Genomic DNA, 16199 nt, shown 5'->3' with positions numbered 1-16199 from the left:
GGCCCAGCGTACGCCCGGTGCCGGGTTCCCACCGGCGAGCCGCCCATCCGGCCAGGCCCTAGTGTCGTCACCATGCGACTGGGAGTCCTCGACGTCGGTTCCAACACGGTGCACCTGCTGGTGGTCGACGCCCACCCCGGGGCGCACCCGTGGCCGGCGCACTCGGAGAAGGTGGTGCTCCGGCTGGCCGAGCAGATCGGCCCGGCCGGGGCGCTCACCGAGGCGGGCGCGGAGGGCCTGGTCAGGGCGATCGCCGCGGCCCGGGAGGCGGCCACCGGCCTGGCCGTCGACGACCTGCTCGCGTTCGCCACGTCCGCCGTGCGCGACGCCACCAACGCGGGTGAGGTGCTGGCCCGGGTGCGCGAGGAGACCGGCGTACGGCTGGAGGTGCTCTCCGGCGCGGACGAGGCGCGGATGACGTTCCTCGCGGTCCGGCGGTGGTTCGGCTGGTCGGCGGGGCGGCTGCTGGCGCTGGACATCGGCGGCGGGTCGCTGGAGATCGCGGCCGGCATCGACGAGGAGCCGGACGTCGCCGTGTCGCTGCCGCTCGGCGCCGGGCGGCTGAGCCGGGACCGGCTCCGGATCGACCCGGCCAGCGCCGTGCCCCCGCCGCCCGAGGCCGTCGAGGAGCTGCGGGAGTACGTCGACGAACTGCTCGACCCGGTGGTCGGGAAGATGGCCGACGTGGGCTGGGAGCGGCCGGTCGCCACCTCGAAGACGTTCCGCACGCTGGCCCGGCTCGCCGGGGCGGCCCCGTCCCGGGCGGGGCTCTGGGCCCGGCGCAGCCTCACCCGCGACGGCCTGCGGCAGGTGCTCGGCTTCGTCCGGCACATCCCGCCCCGGCAGCTGCCGGAGCTGGAGGGGGTGAGCGCCGGGCGCGCCCACCAGCTGCTGGCCGGGGCGCTGGTCGCCGAGGCGGTCATGCGCCGGCTCGACCTGGCGTCGCTGGACATCTGCCCCTGGGCGCTGCGCGAGGGGGTCATCCTGCGCCGGCTGGATCAGCTCGGGTCGATGTGACCCAGCGGCGTTACGGGGGTTTTGCGACTGCTCGTCACGATGCCGCAACGGGGGCGGGCTACCCTGGCAGGTGTGACTTCCCGCGTCCCGGTTCTCCTGTCCACGTCCTCGGTCTTCCCTGAGCGCACCGCGGCGGCGTTCCAGATGGCAGCGGCGGTCGGCTACGACGGCGTCGAGGTGATGGTCTGGACGGACGCGGTCAGCCAGGACGCCGGCGCGCTGCGCGGGCTGGCCAGGCACTACGACGTGCCGGTGCTCTCCGTCCACGCGCCCTGCCTGCTGGTCACCCAGCGGGTGTGGAGCCCCGACCCGTGGGAGCGGCTGCGCAGGGCGGCCGAGCTGGCCGAGACCCTCGAGGCGCCCACCGTGGTGGTGCACCCGCCGTTCACCTGGCAGCGCGACTACGCCCGCAACTTCGCCGAGGGGCTGGACCGGATCGCCGGGCAGTTCCCCGGGCTGCGCTTCGCGGTGGAGAACATGTACCCGGTGCGGATGGCCGGCCGGCAGTTCGTCCCGTACGTCCCGGGGTGGGACCCGACCGAGACGGGCTACCCGGCGTACACCCTCGACCTGTCGCACTGCGCGGCGTCGCACACCGACTCCATCGAGATGGCCGACCGGATGGGCGACCGCCTGGCCCACGTCCACCTGGGCGACGGCACCGGCGAGGGGCGCGACGAGCACCTGGTGCCCGGGCGGGGCACCCAGCCCTGCGGCGAGCTGCTGCGCTCGCTGGCCGGGCGCGGCTTCACCGGCTCGGTGGCGGTCGAGGTGACCACCCGGGGCGCCAGGAGCCGCGCCGTGCGCGAGGCCGACCTGCGCGAGGCCCTGGAGTTCGCCCGCGCCCACCTCACCGCCCCGTCCCCGGTCGACGCCTGAGCGCCGGTTCGCGCCCGAGCGCCGACCGGGCGGGCGGGATCAGCTGACCGGGGTCAGCGAGTCGGCCGGGGCGGCGGCCTGCTCGCCCACGGCCGCGCGCTTGCGGGCGCGGTGCGCGGCCACGTGCGAGCGGGTGGCGCAGCGTTCCGAGCAGAACCGCCGGCAGCAGTTGGACGAGGTGTCCAGGTAGACGTTGCCGCAGCGCTCGTCGGCGCACACCCCGAACCGGGCGCTGCCGTACTCGCAGAGCCAGACCGACAGGCCCCACACGGCGCCGGCCAGGTATTCCGAGCTGACCGACGCGCCCCGGCTGGTCACGTGCATGTGCCAGTCGCTGGAGTCGTGCCCGGAGATGCGCGGCTGCACCGGGTACGCCTCCAGCAGCGCGTTCAGCTCGGCCACCGCCTCGGTGTCCCGGCCCGATGTGCCGTACTCGAAGACGTCGCGCAGGCGCTTCTGCGCGCGCCGGAAGATCGCCAGGTCCCGCTCCGCCACCTCGGCGCGCATCCACGCGCTCTCGTCGGGAATGAGGGCCTGCAGGTCGTCGAGGTCGTCCAGCCGGGCGTTGACCAGGTCGACGCCGGTCCGGGCGTACGCGTCGAAGTTCACGCCCTCAACCGTAGACGACTCAGGGGATTCGCGGCGCGTCGATGTAGTGCGGCAGGAACCGCGCGTAGCCGTCGGTGATCAGGTTCGGGCTCTCCCGCACCCCCGCGCCGGCCGACTCGCCGTCGACGATCCAGCTGCCCAGCACCGCCCGGTTGCCGGCGAACTCCGGCAGGGCCCGGAACTCCTGGTAACAGAAGCCCTCCTCACCGTAGATGCCCGGGTTGGTGATCTCCCGGCCGTCGGTGACGATCCGCACCGAGGCGCCCTCCCGGCCGAGCAGCGGCTTGGCCACGTACTCGGTCATCCCGCGCGGCGAGTCCAGGTACGCCGGCAGCAGGTACTCGTGCCCGGGGTACAGCTCCCAGAGCACCGCCAGCAGCGCCTTGTTCGACAGCAGCAGCTTCCAGGCCGGCTCGATCCAGGTGGTCGGGGTGCCCGGGTCCAGCGCCAGCGGCCCGTACGGCTCGGCCAGCATCCACTCCCAGGGGTAGAGCTTGAAGCAGGTGGTGACGGGCCGGTCGGCGGCGTCGACGAAGCGCCGGCCGTCCCAGCCGATGCGCTGGATCGGCAGCAGCTCGGCGGGGAGCCCCGCCTGTCGGGCCGTCTCGGCCAGGTAGCCGGCGGTGATCTGGTCCTCGCCGGACTCCTCCTCGTTCGACCAGACCACGTGCACCTGCTTCTCGTGCAGGTCCCGGCCGATCCTCGCCCAGGCGGCGACGAGGCGCTCGTGCAGGCTGTTCCACTGGTCCGCCTCCGGGCGGGTCTCCTCCAGCCAGTACCACTGCACGATGCTCGCCTCGACCAGCGAGGTGGGGGTGTCGGCGTTGTACTCCAGCAGCTTGGGGGGCCAGCTCCCGTCGTACCAGAGGTCGAAGCGGCCGTAGAGGGTCGGCGGCTCCTCGCGCAGCGACTGGGCCACCGCGTCGGCCGCCCAGGCCGGGATGCCGAACTCGGCGTACCGGTCGCGGGCGACGACGTGCGCGGCGGCGGCGAGCGACATCCGGTGCAGTTCCTCGGTCGCCTCCTCCAGCCGGAGCACCTCGTCCAGCTCGAACGCGTACGCCGCCGTCTCGTCCCAGTACGACATCACCCCGCCGTCGGGCAGCTCGGTGTCGATGTACACCAGCCCCTGCGAGCGGACGGTGGCGTCCCAGTCGGGGCGCGGGGTGACCGCCTCGCGCCGCACGTCAGCCCCCGCAGGAGGCGAGGTGGGTGCCGAAACCGCCGCGCTCGGGCACGACCGTGGCGGCCGGCCGCTGTTCGGTGCGCGGGGCGTCGCCGACGGCGGGCACCCGCATCGCCAGCGCGACGGTCCCGCCGCCGCCGGCCGGGCCGAGCGCGCAGTCGTCGTCATCGTCGTCGTCGGATGTCATGTTGCAGCCGGAGAGGGCGAGCGCCAGGGCGGTCATCGCGCCGAGCTGCACGGTTGCCGAGCGGAGCCGGCGTCGGGGGTGTCGTTCCACGACATCGTTGTAGCGGACGGACGCCACGCCCGCCGCCCCGGGCTCGTGAGCGCCGCCGCCCCCCGGCGCGGGGACGCGTCCGGGCGTTACGCTCGGCTCATGCTCCGTTCCGTCATCCTCGCCGCCTCCCGGTCATCCCAGGTCGAGCGGCTCATCGCGACGGCCCCCTTCACCCGGGACGTCGTCCGCCGGTTCGTCGCCGGAGCCGGCACCGACGACGCGTTGCGCGCGACCCGCGAGCTCGTCGACGACGGTCTCGCGGTCGCCCTCGACAACCTCGGCGAGGACACCGTCACCCCCGAGCAGGCCACCGCCACCCGGGACGAGTACCTGAACCTGCTGCGGCTGCTCTCCGCCGCGGGGCTCACCCCGGCCGCCGAGATCAGCGTGAAGCTCTCCGCGCTCGGCCAGCTGTTCGACGAGCAGCTCGCGTACGACAACGTGCGGGCGATCTGCACGGCGGCGGGCGAGGCGGGCACCACGGTCACCCTGGACATGGAGGACCACACCACCACCGACTCGACGCTGGACATCCTGGCCAAGCTGCGCAAGGACCACCCGGCGACCGGGGCGGTGCTCCAGGCGTACCTGCGCCGGACCGAGTCCGACTGCCGCGAGTTGGCCACCGCCGGGTCGCGGGTGCGGCTGTGCAAGGGCGCGTACCGGGAGCCGGAGTCCGTGGCGTACCAGTCCGCCCGCGAGGTGGACAAGTCGTACGTCCGGTGCATGAACATCCTGATGTCCGGCGACGGGTACCCGATGCTGGCCACCCACGACCCGCGCCTGATCGCCATCGGCGAGGACCGGGCCCGCTGGTTCGACCGGGGGCCGGACCGGTTCGAGTTCCAGATGCTGTACGGCCTCCGGCCGGAGGAGCAGACCCGGCTGGTCGGCGAGGGCTACACCGTGCGGGTCTACCTGCCGTACGGCACCGACTGGTACGGCTACCTGATGCGCCGCCTCGCCGAGCGCCCCGCCAACCTGGCCTTCTTCGGCCGGGCGCTGATGTCGAAGAAGTAGCCCTGGTGCCGGTGGCGGCGCCCTCATAGCATCGATGCGGTGCGCCGCACCGACCAGCCGCGGCTGCGCGCAGCCACGCGGCCCCGCCTGCTCACCGCCCTGATCGCCGTCACCGTCCTCACCGCCACCACCGCCGCCTCCTGCGGCGACGAGGAGCCCCCGGTCGCCGCGGCGACCGCGCAGCGGTCCACGGTCGCCGAGGTGATCGACGCCCCGGCGACCGTCACCGCCCGGGCCGCCGCCACGCTCACCGCCCCCGCCGACGGCACCCTGGCCAGCCTGCGCGTCCAGCCCGGGCAGCGGGTGAGGCGCGGCCAGGTGCTCGCCGTCGTCGACTCGCCGTCCGCGCGGGACCGGCTCCGCCAGGCCCGGGAGGCGCTGGCCGCCGCGAGGCGGGCCGGGGGCGGGATCTCCGTCGGCGACCTGGGCGGCAGCCGGCGGGGCACCGACCGGGCCGCCGCCGAGGCGTTCGACGGGGCGCAGGCCGCCGCCGAGAAGATCAGCGACCCGAGGGTGCGCGACGCGTTGCTGGCCCAGGTCCGCAGCGCCCGGAAGCAGTACGCCGCCGCCGCGCGCGCCGCCGACGAGGCCGTCCGGGCGGTGCGGCGGGGGATCGGCGGGCTGAACTCCGCGGTCGGCGCGTTGTCCGCCGCGCAGCGGGTCCAGGCCCAGCAGGCGTACGACCTGGCGAAGGCGGCCGTCGACGCGTTGACGCTGCGCGCCCCGATCGCCGGGGTGGTGCAGCCCGGCGGCACCCGGGCCTCCTCCGGCCTCCCGCCCGAGGCCCTGGCGGGGCTGCTCGGCCAGTCCGGCGGCGCGGCGGCCGGGATCGACCCGTCCGTGCTCGCCCCCGCCCAGGGCGGCCCGCCGCCGGGCGTGGACGACGCCGTGTCCGCCGGCGGCCGGGTGACCGCCGGTACGCCGGTGCTGACCATCGTGGACACCGGCGCGCTGGGCCTGCTCGCCGAGGTGGACGAGACCGACATTCTTCTGGTCCGCCCCGGCCTCGTCGCCACGGTCGAGTTGGACGCGGTGACCGGCGCGACGTACGACGCGACGGTCCGCTCGGTGGACGTGCTGCCGACGACCTCGGCGCGCGGTGGCGTCTCGTACCGGGTGCGGCTGGCCCTCGGCGCCGGCCGGTTCGGCGGGACCGGGGCCGAAGCCGGGACCGAAACCAGGACCGAGCCCGGAGAAGGAGCCGCCCCCACGCCCCGGCCCGGCATGAACGCCGTCGTTCACCTGCGGGTCCGGGAGGCGGCCGACGCGGTGACCGTCCCCGCCTCGGCGGTGTTCTCCGCCGACGGCCGGGACGCGGTCTGGGTGGTCCGGGACGGCCACGCCGCGCGGGCGGCGGTGACGGTGGGCGTCCAGGGGCAGGATCTGGTGCAGATCGTCGACGGGGTGGCGGCCGGCGAGCGGGTGGTGGTGCGCGGCACCGACCAGGTCCGCGCCGGCCAGGAGGTGCGGTGAGCGGGGTCGCGGAACCCGACGGGACCCGTCCGGCGATCGAGGCGGTCGACGTCTCGCGTACGTACGAGCTGGACGGCGTCTCCGTGCCGGCCCTGCGCGGCGTGTCGCTCACCATCGCGCCCGGCGAGTACGTGGCCGTGGTAGGGCCGTCCGGCTCCGGCAAGTCCACCCTGATGCACCTGCTCGGCGGGCTGGACCGGCCGACCGGCGGCCGGCTGGTGATCGGCGGCCGGGACGTCGGCGCGCTCTCCGCCCCCGAGCTGGCGGCGCTGCGCAACCGGACCATCGGCTTCGTCTTCCAGGCGTTCCACCTGCTGCCGCGCACCTCGGCGGTGGACAACGTGGCGCTGCCGCTGGTCTACCGGGGCGTCGGCGCCCGGCAGCGGCGCCAGCGGGCGGCGGCCGTGCTGGGCCGGGTGGGCCTGGGCCACCGGCTGGAGCACCGGCCCAACCAGCTCTCGGGCGGCGAGCAGCAGCGGGTGGCGATTGCCCGCGCGCTGGTCACCGACCCGGCGGTGCTGCTGGCCGACGAGCCCACGGGCAACCTGGACAGCGCCACCGGCGAGGCGGTGCTGGCCCTGCTGGAGGAGCTGAACGCCGAGGCCGGGGTGGCGCTGGTGATGGTGACCCACGACCAGGAGGTGGCCGCCCGGGCCCGCCGCCGGATCGCCGTGCGGGACGGGGTCGTGGTCTCGGACGACACAATTCATGATCGACCGCCGTCGGGCGCGGACGGGGGACCTGACACACTGGTGCCCGCTCCCAGCGCGGAGCCCCGGTCCGCGTCCGGAAGCGGCCCGGGGCGCCCGCCCGGTGGCTCCGGTGGCGCCGCCGGAGCCACCGGGCGCCTTCCGCGCCACCGCGACCCCGCCGACGCGCCGTCCGCCCCGGGCGAGGGCGGCGACCCCGCCGGGGTGGCGTCGTGAGGGTGGCCGAGGCGTGGCGGGTGGCGTGGGACGCGCTGCGTGCCAACCGGATGCGCAGCGCCCTCACCATGCTCGGGGTGATCATCGGGGTGGCCTCGGTGGTCGTGCTGGTGGCCGTCGGCACGGGCGCGAAGCGGGAGGTCGAGCAGCAGGTCGAGGGCCTTGGCTCCAACCTGCTGGTGGTGGTACCCGGGCGGCTCGACTTCGGGGCCGCCCCGGCGGTGTCCCGGCTGTCGCTCGCGGACGTGGACGCGGTGGGGCGGGTGGTCGGCGACCCGGGCCGGGTGGCCGTCACCGTCGCCTCCGGCGAGACGGTCCGGGCCGGCAACCGCGCCGACTTCACCACCGTCCAGGGGGTGCTGGAGACCACCCCGCGGGTGTTCACCCGCCCGGTCGGCCGGGGCGCCTACCTCACCGCCTCCGACGTGGCCACCAGCCGCCGGGTCGCGGTGCTCGGCGCCGCCGTGGCGGCCGCCCTGTTTCCCGACCGGGACCCGATCGGCCAGCAGGTGGCCATCGCCGGGGTGCGGTTCCGGGTGATCGGCGTGTTCGCCTCCCTGGGCCAGAGCCTCGGCGTCGACCGGGACGACGAGGTGCACATCCCGGTCACGGCCGCGCACCGGCTCTACGGCACGCAGCGGATCGACGGCATCGCCGTCAAGGCCCCGGACCGGGAACGGATCGGCGAGCTGGGCGACCGGATCGTCGCCGAGTTGACCCGGCGACACCCGGACGCCGAGTTCAGCGCCGTCACCCAGCAGCAGATCCTCGGGGTGCTCGGCGACATCCTCGGGGTGCTCACCGGCGTGCTGGCCGCCATCGCCGGGATCTCGCTGCTGGTCGGCGGGGTCGGCGTCTCCAACATCATGCTCGTCTCGGTCCGGGAACGGACCCGGGAGATCGGCCTGCGCAAGGCGGTCGGCGCCCGGCCGCGCGACATCGGCGTGCAGTTCCTGCTGGAGGCGGTGCTGCTGACCACGGTCGGCGGGGTGACCGGCATGGCGCTGGGCGTGGGCGCGGCGCTGCTGGTGGCGGCCCTGTCCCCGGTCCCGGCGGCGGTCACCTGGTGGTCGCTGGCGCTCGCGTTCGGCGTTTCGGCGACGGTCGGCATCGTGTTCGGGGTGGTGCCCGCCCAGCGGGCCGGCCGGCTGGACCCGGTGGTGGCGCTGCGCGCCGAGTGAACGGGGCCTGGCCACGCCGGGTAATTAAGACACCCGGCGCAACCGGGCGGATGTTCCCAGGTCACGAGCGTGGAATCACCCATCGAAGCATGATCAGTTGCACGAAGGGATCGCGCCGGTCACAACCGTCCCGCTACCGTACTGGTAACACGCGCGTAGCCCGTCGGGGCGGGAGTCCCTGTCCGGGGGCACGCGCCGGGCATGGGATGGGGTCGGTGAGCCATGGCCGGGTCGCAGTCCGACGGTCGGCTGTCGGAGGTCAAGTTCCTGACCGTCGCCGAGGTGGCGGCGGTCATGCGGGTGTCGAAGATGACGGTCTACCGCCTGGTGCACAGCGGCGAGCTGACCGCCGTGCGGGTCGGCCGGTCGTTCCGGGTGCCCGAGCACGCGGTCCACGAGTATCTGCGCGGCGCCTTTCAGGAGACCGCCTGACCCCGGGCCGACGAACCCGCCGAGTGCGACGTAACGGGCATCGGCGGGGGCGCGTTGGTCGCGCCGACGCTCTGCCGCTACCCTGGTACTCCGACCGTGACCGCACACCGGTGCGCCCGCCGCCCGCCAGCTGGTCCGGTCCGTTGTCCGCAAGCGGTCGTCGACGCCACGGCGTGGTGTCACCCGGTCCGCCCCGCACGTTGCATCGAAAGGCTGTCGTATGGGCTCGGTGGTCAAGAAGCGCCGCAAGCGCATGGCTAAGAAGAAGCACCGCAAGCTGCTGCGCAAGACCCGCGTCCAGCGTCGCCGTCTCGGCAAGTGACCGGGGCCGGGTCCGCCCGGCACCCCGCCACCTGCCACTGTCGACCCTCGGAGGCTCAGGTGATCAGGCCGTGGTCGTCCCGGCTCGATCCCGCCTGTCGAGGTAGGTGCGCGACATGACCCCCGGTGGCACCCCAGGTGCCCCGGGGGTGGTCGTCGTCACCGGGGTCGGTCGCTACCTCGGGGCGCACGTCGCCGCCCGGCTCGCCGCCGACGCGCGGATCGAGCGGGTGATCGGCGTCGACCCGGCGGCCCCCAACCCCGAGCTCGCCGGCCTGCTCGACCGGGTCGAGCGGATCCGGATCGACCTCGGCTCGCTCGGCGGCCTCCTCGCCGACCTCGACGTCGACGCCGTGGTCCACCTCGCCCTCGTCACCGCCCCCGACCCGCAGCAGGGCGGGCGCGCGGCGATGAAGGAGCAGAACGTCATCGGCACCATGCAGTTGCTCGCCGCCTGCCAGCGGGCGCCCCGGCTGCGCAAGCTCGTCGTCCGCTCGTCGACCGCCGCGTACGGCGCGTCGTTCCGCGACCCGGCGGTCTTCACCGAGGAGACCGAGCCGCGCGAGGTGCCGCGCGGCGGCTTCGGCCGTGACATTCTCGACATCGAGGGGTACGTCCGCGGCTTCCGCCGCCGTCGCCCCGACGTCACGGCCACCGTGCTGCGGTTCGCCCCGTTCATCGGCTCCACCGCCGACACCACGCTGACCCGCTACTTCGCCCAACCCGTCGTGCCGACGGTCCTCGGGCGCGACCCCCGCTTGCAGTTCGTCCACTTCGACGACGCGTTGGAGGTGCTGCACCGGTCCGTCGCGGAGGAGCATCCGGGGACGTACAACGTCGCCGGCCCGGGGGTGCTCTCGCTGTCCCAGGCGATCCGGCGGGCCGGCCGGGTGGGCGTACCGGTGCTCGAACCGGGCCTGTCCGGGGCCGTCGCGCTGGCCCGCAGCCTCGGCTTCGGCCGCTACGGCCTGGACCAGGTCGACCTGTTCGTGCACGGGCGGGTGGTCGACATCGGCGCGCTGGAGCGGGAGTTCGGCTTCACACCCCGCTCCACCGTCGCCGCCTTCGACGAGTTCATCCACGCCCACTCCGGCCGTGCCGTGCTGACCCGGAGCCGGTTGGCCGCCGCCGAGCAGGCTGTCCTCGACGGCATCCGCCAGGTGCGTGCGGCCGTGCGGGAGCAGCGGTGAGCGGGTCGGACGAGGAGCGCGGGCGCGCCGGGGCCGGCGGCCGGTACGACGTACCGCTGACCGTGGCCGGGCCGGACGCGGAGCCGGCGCGGCGCAACGGCCATCACCCCGCCCCGCAGGCCGCGGGCGACGCTCCCGAGCCGAGCCCGGCGCCGGAGCGGCCGGCGGAGCCCGGCCCGCGCGAGCCGGCCGTGCCGGACCGGCCCGGCGACGTGTGGGACCGCCGGGTGGCGTCCGGGCTGGCGTTCCTGCGCCGCCGGCTGAGCGGCGACTACGAGGTGGACGAGTTCGGCTTCGACCCGGAATTGACCGACAGCGTGTTCCACCCGCTGCTGCGGCTGCTCTACCGGGACTGGTTCCGCACCGAGGTCACCGGCCTGGAACACGTCCCGGCGGACGGCGCCGGGCTGGTGGTCGGCAACCACTCGGGCACGGTGGCGCTGGACGCGCTGATCCTCTCCGCCGCCCTGCACGACCAGCACCCGGCCCGCCGCTACCTGCGGCTGCTCGGCGCCGACCTGGTGTTCCGGATGCCGGTGATGTCCGAGATCGCCCGCAAGACCGGCGCCACGGTCGCCTGCAACCCGGACGCGGAGCGGCTGCTGCGCTCCGGCGAACTGGTCGGCGTCTTCCCCGAGGGGTTCAAGGGCGTCGGCAAGCTCTACGCCGACCGCTACAAGCTGCAACGCTTCGGCCGGGGCGGCTTCGTCTCGGCCGCGCTGCGCACCGGCACCCCGATCGTGCCGGTCGCCATCGTCGGCGGCGAGGAGATCTATCCGATGCTCGCCGACATCAAGCCGCTGGCGCGGCTGCTCAAACTTCCGTATTTCCCCGTGACGCCGACGTTCCCGTGGCTGGGGCCGCTGGGCCTGGTGCCGCTGCCGAGCAAGTGGCTGATCGAGTTCTGCCCGCCGATCCCGACCGCGCACCTGACCGACTCGGCCGACGACCCGCTGGTCGTGTTCAACCTGGCCGACCAGGTGCGGGAGACCATCCAGCAGACCCTGCACAGCCTGCTCGAACGCCGCCCGGACCCGTTCGGCCCCTGACCGCTGGGGCGCCACCGATCCCCGGCGCCGCAGGCCCCGGCTACCGGCTCAGCGCTCGGCGGCGTTGCAGCGCGAGCCCGGCGGTGACCGCGCCGGCGACCAGCCCGGCCGCGGCCGTCGACGGCACGGCGATCCTGACGGCCCGCCGGCCCGTGCGGAAGTCCCGCACCTCCCAACCCCGCTGCCGCGCCTGCCGCAGCAGGGCGGCGTCCGGGTTGACCGCGACCGCCCGCCCGACCGTGGAAAGCATCGGCAGGTCGTTCGCGGAGTCGCTGTAGGCGACGCAGCGGGACAGGTCCAGCCCCTCGACGGCGGCGAGCTGGGTGACCGCCTCTGCCTTGGCCGGCCCGTGCATCAGGTCGCCGACCAGCCGCCCCGTGTACGCCCCGTCGACCACCTCGGCCACCGTGCCGATCGCCCCGGTCAACCCGAGCCGGGACGCGATCACCCGGCCGATCTCCACGGGGGCGGCGCTGACCAACCAGACCCGCTCCCCGGCGTTCAGGTGGCGCTGCGCCAGCCGGCGGGTGCCGGCCCAGATTCGTGGGGCCATCAGCTCGTCGAAGATCTCCTCGGCGAGTCGTTCCACGTCGTCGACCCGCCAGCCCTCGATGAACGCGAGGGCGGCCTCCTTGGCCTGCGACATGTCCCCGGCGTGCTCGGTGGCGAGGACCCGGAAGCGCAGCTGCTGCCAGGCGAAGCGAGCCAGGTCGCCCGTGGTGAAGTAGTTGCGGGCGGCGAGCCCCCGGGCGAACCAGTAGATCGACGCGCCCTGCATCATCGTGTTGTCCACGTCGAAGAAGGCCGCGGCGTCCGGGTCGGGAGCGGCCGGGGTCGCGTCGGCCTCCGCCCAGCCGGCGGTGTGACCGTGGGCGTCGACGCTGACCGTGACCTTTCGGGTGCGGGCCACGCGACCTCCCTCGCTCGACGACCCCGAGTCGTGCCTCCCGCGAGGGTAGCCGGACCTGGCCGCGCCCGGGGCGGGCCGACGGGGAAGTGTGACCGAGAAGGAGGAGGGCCGCTCAGCGATCGCCGGGGCAGGTGCCGGGGGTCGGTCCGAGCGCGTCGCTGGCCGCCGGGGCGGGCAGCCCGCAGCCGATGGCGGCCCGCAGGGCGTCCGAGCGCTCGCGGATCGCCTCGAGCAGGGCCAGCGAGCCTCGGACCCGCTCGCGCTCCGCCCGACCGGCGCCGTCGATCAGGCCGCCGACCGCCCGGCGCTGTCCGGCGAGGAACGTGTCCACCGCGTCCAGGCCGGCGGGATCGGCACGCTGCACGGCCGTCGTGGTCAGCAGGCGTACGCCCTGGCGGGTGTCGGAGTCCATGTCGTCCAGGACGGCCGCGAAGCCGAGCCGGTCCCCGCGCAGCACGTCGGCCTCGCCGAGCCGGGTACGGGCGAAGTCGAGGAAGAGCTGCCCCCGGCTGAGATCCGAGCTGGCCAGCGCGAGCTGGGCTCGTTCCGTCGACCGCTTCATCCCGTACAGGGCGTCGCCCGGCACGGCGTTCTCGCTGGCGGCGGAGATGCCGGAGACGGCGATGGCCCCGGCGGCCACCCCGATCAGGATGGCGCCCCGGGCCCGAGCCCGGCGGGCGGTCACCGCCGGGAGGAAGCCCCGCTGGCCGGCGCCGACGGCGCTGCGCTGGCCGGCCGGCTCGGGCTGGCCCGCCGCCGGGGCGCCGATGCCCTCCCGTTCGGCCGTGGCGAGGAGCATCGCGCGCAGCCCGGTGCGGAAGCCCGGGTCCACCTCCACGGTCGGGGGATCGGCGCTGACCTGCCGGGCGACCGCGACGAGCGCGGCGAGCTGGTCGTCGGCCCGGGACCGGACGTGGTGACGCCGGCCGCCGTTGGCTTCGTCGAGAAGCTGCGCGAAGCGCTCGGCGCGCCGGCGGGAGAAGAGGTCGCTGTCCACCGCAGGCACCTCCTCTCGCTGGTCACGGCCGGTCGGCCGCTGTCGTCACCAGCGACCGGTGCGAGCGTGCGCCGACGCGGGCAAGGGGCCGTGGCCGGGCGCGCTGTCCGGACCGTGGGGCCCGGGAGATGCCGGGGCAACCACCGGTCGCACCCGGAGCAACGCTCCGCGCCGGGCACGGGTTACGGGGCCGGCGGAGCCGAAATCACGAAGAGTGATCGCCGTCACGGCTTGCTGAGCGTGGCTGGCCTGGCGGGCGCACGGTCCGCAGCGGACTCTCCGAGGGCGGCGCAGGGTCGGGCGATCGTCGCGGCGGGCCGGGCCGGGCTGGACCGCACCGGATGGACGGTGACCGCGGCCGGCCGGCGCGAGGCCGGCCGGCCGCGGGTCAGGGTTGGAAGCCGTCGGGCAACAGCCGGGCCAGCGCCCGAACCGCGCGGTACTGCAACGCCTTGATCGCGCCCTCGTTCTTGCCCATCGTCCGGGCGGTCTCGGCCACCGAGAAGCCCTGGAGGAACCGCAGCACGATGCACTCCTGCTGCTCCGGGTTGAGCTGCTTGACGGCGGTGAGCAGGGCGACGTTGGTGATGTGCTCGACCACCGCGGCCTCCGGGCTGCCCTCCGGCCCGCGGTCCTCGCGGTCGGCGTCCAACACGTCGCCGGTGGTCACCTCCAGTCGGTAGCGGCCGGACTTGAAGTGGTCGGCGACCAGGTTCCGGGCGATCGTGACCAGCCAGGCGCCGAGGTCCCGGCCCTGCCAGGTGAAACTGCCGATCCGCTTGAGGGCGCGCAGGAAGGTGTCCGACGTGAGGTCCTCGGCCAGCTGGCGGTTGCCGACCCGGAAGTAGACGAACCGGAAGACGGTGTCGACGTACCGGTCGTAGATCAGGCCGAACGCCTCGGCCTCGCCGGCCTGGGCGCGCTCGACGAGGGCCCAGACCTCGGTCGCCGGGTCGGAGGGGTCGGGGCGGCTGGGGTAGCCGGTCTGCCCGCCGCCCGTCGCCGCGGCGGCCGGCACCGCCGGCAGCACCGCCGTCTCCGTCGTGGACGGATCGGTGGCCGGCGGCGTGTCGGCGCTGCGCCGGCCCTGCGCCGGCATGGTCGGCCGGGCGGGCAGCGCGACCCGGCCGCCGTTGCCGCCGGGCGCGGCCGGACGGGGCGGGGCCTCGTTGTGGTGCGGCCGGTTGCGCAGCCGCCGGGACGTTCCGTCCCCGCGGACCGCCAGCCTCGACGCGTCGTCGGCCGGGCCGCGGGCGGCGAGCCGTTCGTTGAGGGCGGCCCGGGCGGCCGCCGTCAGCCCGTTCAGTCGCTCAGCGTAGCCGTAGCTGGTCACCGTGCCTCCCCGGTCCCGTGCGACGCCGGCCGCCGGGACGCCGCGGTGCGGGCGCGTCCACGGTGGTCGGGCAGGGCTCGTCCGGGACGTGCCGACGTGCGGCAGATCCCCTTGAGGTGCTGGTCCAATGCGCTCACAGGCACGGGGGCCTCCTCGGGCTGAGGGGTGTCGACTCACGGCAAATGGGGTGAGCCGACCCGAGTGATGATAGGGCCAACGTCACCCGCGCGTGGCAAGTCCGTTACACAGAGCGGAAGTATTTCCCGCTCCGTCGCACCGATGGCGGACCGGTTGTCCGTCGCGTGCGATTGACTTTCGGCGCGGCGAATGGTTAGGGGCCAGGCCCAGGTCAGGGCGCTGATCCGGGTCCCTCGGCCGGCCTGCCGGGGGAGTGAGGGCGTGCCCGCGGCGGGAAGGTCCAGCCGCGTGGCGGCGCGCCGCGCGGCCGGTCCGTCCCCGGCTGCGGCGCGCTCGGGCATGGTCGGCGGCCCGGCGCTGTGCCAGACTCAGCGACCGTGCAGGACGCAGCTGACAGCTCCGCCCCGAACCTCGCCGACCGGCTGCGCCGGGCGGCGACCGCCCCGCGCTGCACTGGCGGGACACGACCCTGACCTGGTCCCGACTGGACGCCGCCGTCACCGCGGTCGCGCGCGCCCTGGCCGCCACGGCCGGGCCGGGAGCCCGCACACCCTCCGTGACGGGCGAGGCGCCACCGGCGGACGCCGGGCCGCCGCCGGTCCCGCCGGCCGGCGACACGGGGCACCCGGCCCGGGTCGCGATCGCCCTGCCCAACACGCCCGACTTCGTGGTCAGCTTCCTGGCCGCGCTGCGCGCCGGCCTGGTCGCGGTGCCGGTCAACCACGGCTTCACCGGCCCGGAGCTGCGGCACGTCCTGGCCGACTCCGGCACCACCGTGCTGATCTGCACCGACCGGGTCCGCGACCTGGTCGCCGACGCCGGGGAGTTGCCCGCGCTCGCCGCGGTGCACGCCGCCCCTCCCACCGCAGACGCGGGCGACGGCGTGCCGGCCACGGGCGCCGGCGGCGGTGAGTTCCCGCGACACGGCGGCGACGACCTCGCCACGCTGCTCTACACCTCGGGCACCGAGGGGCGGCCGAAGGGGGCGATGCTGTCGCACCGGGCGCTCGCCGCCAACCACGCGCAGGTGGACCGGATCTCCCCGCCGGTGGTCGGGCCCGACGACACCGTGCTGCTGGCCCTGCCGCTGTTCCACGCGTACGGGCTGAACTCGGGGCTGGGCGCGGTCGTCCACCACGGCGCGACCGGGCTGCTGGCCGAGGACGTGGCGTCACCCGGCGCGGCCCCGCTGGAGCCCGCCGTCGCCGCGCGTTTCACCGAGGCGACCGGCCGCGCGGTGCACGTCGGGTACGCCTGACCG

General features: G+C 75.4%; 17 protein-coding genes. 11 read left to right on the top strand and 6 right to left on the bottom strand.

Annotated features, from left to right (window positions below; genetic code table 11):
* Nucleotides 1-72 precede the first annotated feature (72 nt).
* Together JD77_RS08480 and JD77_RS08475 are read left to right on the top strand one after the other, a co-directional pair.
* Nucleotides 73-1017 carry a Ppx/GppA phosphatase family protein gene (locus tag JD77_RS08480; RefSeq protein ID WP_145773782.1) on the top strand — a complete coding sequence of 315 codons (945 nt, stop codon included), beginning with the start codon at nt 73-75 and terminating at the stop codon, nt 1015-1017.
* Nucleotides 1018-1089: 72 nt separating this feature from the next.
* A complete protein-coding gene (locus tag JD77_RS08475) occupies nt 1090-1896 on the top strand; it encodes a sugar phosphate isomerase/epimerase family protein (protein ID WP_211372510.1) in 807 nt (268 codons plus the stop codon).
* Between the two features lie 39 nt (nt 1897-1935).
* On the opposite strand, the gene JD77_RS08470 is transcribed toward JD77_RS08475, so the two are convergent.
* From JD77_RS08470 to JD77_RS08460, 3 genes are read right to left on the bottom strand one after another with little or no spacing between them, the layout of a single operon-like run.
* Nucleotides 1936-2505, bottom strand: a complete 570-nt coding sequence (locus JD77_RS08470; RefSeq protein WP_145773780.1) for a CGNR zinc finger domain-containing protein — start codon at nt 2503-2505, stop codon at nt 1936-1938.
* Between the two features lie 19 nt (nt 2506-2524).
* Complete coding sequence (locus JD77_RS08465) at nt 2525-3691, bottom strand: glutathionylspermidine synthase family protein (protein WP_145773779.1); 1167 nt, start codon at nt 3689-3691, stop codon at nt 2525-2527.
* Between the two features lies 1 nt (nt 3692).
* A complete protein-coding gene (locus JD77_RS08460; protein ID WP_246140573.1) occupies nt 3693-3968 on the bottom strand; it encodes a hypothetical protein in 276 nt (91 codons plus the stop codon).
* 99 nt (nt 3969-4067) lie between these two features.
* Between JD77_RS08460 and JD77_RS08455 the strand changes: the two genes are divergently transcribed.
* The 8 genes from JD77_RS08455 (at nt 4068) to JD77_RS08420 (ending at nt 11560) form a co-directional block, all read left to right on the top strand.
* Nucleotides 4068-4988 (top strand): proline dehydrogenase family protein, encoded by a 921-nt coding sequence (locus tag JD77_RS08455; protein ID WP_145773778.1) that lies wholly within the window; start codon nt 4068-4070, stop codon nt 4986-4988.
* A 30-nt stretch (nt 4989-5018) separates the two neighbouring features.
* The gene (locus JD77_RS08450) at nt 5019-6461 is read left to right on the top strand and encodes an efflux RND transporter periplasmic adaptor subunit (protein ID WP_145773777.1); all 1443 of its coding nucleotides are present in this window, start codon (nt 5019-5021) and stop codon (nt 6459-6461) included.
* Nucleotides 6458-7387, top strand: coding sequence for an ABC transporter ATP-binding protein (locus tag JD77_RS08445; RefSeq protein ID WP_145773776.1), 930 nt, complete (start codon nt 6458-6460; stop codon nt 7385-7387). The genes JD77_RS08450 and JD77_RS08445 overlap by 4 nt, the downstream gene beginning before the upstream one ends.
* Nucleotides 7384-8568 (top strand): ABC transporter permease, encoded by a 1185-nt coding sequence (locus JD77_RS08440; protein ID WP_145773775.1) that lies wholly within the window; start codon nt 7384-7386, stop codon nt 8566-8568. Before JD77_RS08445 ends, JD77_RS08440 begins: the two co-directional genes overlap by 4 nt.
* Nucleotides 8569-8790: 222 nt before the next feature.
* Nucleotides 8791-9000, top strand: coding sequence for a helix-turn-helix domain-containing protein (locus JD77_RS08435; protein WP_145773774.1), 210 nt, complete (start codon nt 8791-8793; stop codon nt 8998-9000).
* 220 nt (nt 9001-9220) lie between these two features.
* The gene (locus JD77_RS08430; protein WP_007465623.1) at nt 9221-9322 is read left to right on the top strand and encodes a 30S ribosomal protein bS22; all 102 of its coding nucleotides are present in this window, start codon (nt 9221-9223) and stop codon (nt 9320-9322) included.
* 115 nt (nt 9323-9437) lie between these two features.
* Nucleotides 9438-10511: an NAD-dependent epimerase/dehydratase family protein gene (locus JD77_RS08425; protein ID WP_145773773.1), complete on the top strand. Its 1074-nt coding sequence runs from the start codon at nt 9438-9440 to the stop codon at nt 10509-10511.
* 191 nt (nt 10512-10702) lie between these two features.
* On the top strand, nt 10703-11560 hold the full coding sequence (locus JD77_RS08420) for a lysophospholipid acyltransferase family protein (protein WP_145777478.1): 858 nt from the start codon (nt 10703-10705) through the stop codon (nt 11558-11560).
* 40 nt (nt 11561-11600) lie between these two features.
* On the opposite strand, the gene JD77_RS08415 is transcribed toward JD77_RS08420, so the two are convergent.
* The 3 genes from JD77_RS08415 to JD77_RS08405 form a co-directional block, all read right to left on the bottom strand.
* Nucleotides 11601-12470: an HAD family hydrolase gene (locus tag JD77_RS08415; RefSeq protein WP_145773772.1), complete on the bottom strand. Its 870-nt coding sequence runs from the start codon at nt 12468-12470 to the stop codon at nt 11601-11603.
* A 112-nt stretch (nt 12471-12582) separates the two neighbouring features.
* Nucleotides 12583-13467 carry a DUF5667 domain-containing protein gene (locus JD77_RS08410; protein WP_145773771.1) on the bottom strand — a complete coding sequence of 295 codons (885 nt, stop codon included), beginning with the start codon at nt 13465-13467 and terminating at the stop codon, nt 12583-12585.
* A 388-nt stretch (nt 13468-13855) separates the two neighbouring features.
* Nucleotides 13856-14800, bottom strand: coding sequence for an ECF subfamily RNA polymerase sigma factor, BldN family (locus JD77_RS08405; protein WP_145773770.1), 945 nt, complete (start codon nt 14798-14800; stop codon nt 13856-13858).
* 694 nt (nt 14801-15494) lie between these two features.
* On the opposite strand from JD77_RS08405, the gene JD77_RS35075 reads away from it, so the two are divergent.
* Nucleotides 15495-16196, top strand: coding sequence for an AMP-binding protein (locus JD77_RS35075; protein ID WP_342799641.1), 702 nt, complete (start codon nt 15495-15497; stop codon nt 16194-16196).
* Nucleotides 16197-16199: the final 3 nt, after the last annotated feature.

This window comes from Micromonospora olivasterospora (assembly GCF_007830265.1).
Classification (GTDB): Bacteria; Actinomycetota; Actinomycetes; order Mycobacteriales; family Micromonosporaceae; genus Micromonospora; species Micromonospora olivasterospora.
Note: the sequence above shows the minus strand (reverse complement) of the source record. Positions and strands in the feature narration are given on the sequence as shown.